Source organism: Escherichia sp. AM3 (genome assembly GCF_032029835.1).
Lineage (GTDB): Bacteria > Pseudomonadota > Gammaproteobacteria > Enterobacterales > Enterobacteriaceae > Escherichia > Escherichia coli.
The window spans coordinates 1-1,784 of record NZ_JAVUPQ010000250.1; the positions used below are offsets into that span (position 1 = coordinate 1).

At 41.1% G+C, this 1,784-nt stretch carries 1 protein-coding gene and 2 pseudogenes; 2 read left to right on the top strand and 1 reads right to left on the bottom strand.

Annotated elements, in window-relative coordinates; translation table 11 throughout:
* Together RTW80_RS24690 and RTW80_RS24695 are read left to right on the top strand one after the other, a co-directional pair.
* Positions 1–491, top strand: a pseudogene (locus RTW80_RS24690) (relaxase NikB); the annotation flags it as partial.
* A gap of 122 nt (positions 492–613) precedes the next feature.
* A complete protein-coding gene (locus RTW80_RS24695) occupies positions 614–1,432 on the top strand; it encodes a DUF2971 domain-containing protein (RefSeq protein WP_001760750.1) in 819 nt (272 codons plus the stop codon).
* A 72-nt stretch (positions 1,433–1,504) separates the two neighbouring features.
* On the opposite strand, the pseudogene RTW80_RS24700 reads toward RTW80_RS24695, so the two are convergent.
* Positions 1,505–1,784 (bottom strand): annotated as a pseudogene (locus RTW80_RS24700) (conjugal transfer protein TrbC); the annotation flags it as partial.

Here is a 1,784-nt window from a genome sequence, read left to right on the forward strand (position 1 = left end):
CGACAACAGACCGCTGTGTCGTGCTTTGTGAACCGGGCGGAACGCCGGTATACGGTAATACCGGTGATCTCGAGGCCCGTCTGCAGAAGAACGGGAGTGTTCGTTTCCGTGACCGTCGGACGGGAGAGTTTGTCTGTACGGATTATGGTGACAGGGTTGTTTTCCGTAATCACCATGACCGCAATGCGCTGGCAGATAAACTGGATTTGATTGCACCGGTATTATTCGGGCGTGATCCACGCATGGGTTTTGAACCAGAAGGAAACGACAAACAATTTAACCAGGTCTTTGCTGAAATGGTTGCCTGGCATAATGTGACAGGCCGTACCGGTCACGAAGACTACAGGATTACGCGACCGGACGTGGATCATCACCGTGAAGGAAGTGAACGCTACTACCGCGATTATATCGCGGCGAACAGCAATGATGATGCGTCACTGCCTCCGCCGGAGCAGGATAAACTCTGGGAACCGCCTTCTCCGATGAGATGACAGATGAAGCTTTATTAGTTTCGTTATAGAATGAAAAAATCACCAATATTAAATATGGATGTGGTGGTAAAAATAAATATGTTAGGCAATGTTAAGTAACTCTATTGACGGAATCATGTTTTATGAGCACTAATCTTGCTTTTCGTTATGCAAGTGTTGAAACTTTTTTTAAAATGATTGAAAACCAAGAATTATGGTTTACCGATCTTCGGAATATGAATGATCCGGAAGAATACTCGGCTGGCTATGAAATAGTCAAGAGAATAATAAATGAGGAATTTCCAGATTGCATTAGACTATTAGAAGAAGTATCACCTAATAAGATAGACGAAAATTTCAAGATATTAATTTGTTGTTTCTGTTCTGATGGAGATCGTTCCAACATGTGGAGCGAGTATGGTGATAATGGCAAAGGCGTTGCTATTGGTTATGATGAGAATATTATAACCCAATATCATATTCTTGCCCGGTTTGAAGAACGTTTTCAACCTATTAGTGGTAGAGTTGTTTTTCATCCTGTTATCTATTCAGAAGAACTGTTTCGAGAATATGTAAGAGAAGCATTGCATGATTATATTAATCGCTCAAGTTTAAATATTAAATGTGCACGTGGCATACTTCATGCAAGTCTTATCAGACTATGTTCATTATATAAGAGAGAGAGTTTTGAATGTGAAAATGAGGTCCGAGGACTTATTGAAGTAGATGAACATACATCCCCACCATACAAACTTGAAAAACGTAGTACTGATTACGGAATTGCGTATTATACTAAGGTGAAATTTACCTGTAACAATATTACGGCAATTAGAGAGATTGTGTTGGGGCCTTTATTTGAACAATCTGATGAACAGCTTCGGTTAAAATTAGATGATCTAGGGTTAAAGAATATAAAAATTAGACGTTCCATATGTACCTACAATGATGCGGTTAATCTGTAATCTGAATGCTGGTATCTAGTACCAGCATTTTTAAATAGGTTTTTTGCGGGAAGACCGAAGTATGGTCACAGTTCAGTACATTCCGTCCCAGTCCGGACGGTTGGTTTTTTTATGATGAAACCCGTTTACAGGACGCCCTGTCGGGTGGTTATTGTCCTGTGGAAGCGTTAACAGGTTTATACTGGCTCTTTCTGCTCTCACTGATATCTGATTTTCCTCATTTGTTTCAGGTAGTTCTGGTCTGTTCAGCGTGATATAGCGAATTCGTCGCTCTTCCCGGGTGGTCGTTTTAAGCGTATTCACCGCTGTTTCCCATAAGGCACTTTCACGTGCGTTGATATCCGTGTCGTAC

Bases quoted from the DNA above. Each gene is read 5' to 3' on its own strand.
- RTW80_RS24695 (WP_001760750.1), top strand. From the start codon at position 614: ATGAGCACTAATCTTGCTTTTCGTTATGCAAGTGTTGAAACTTTTTTT.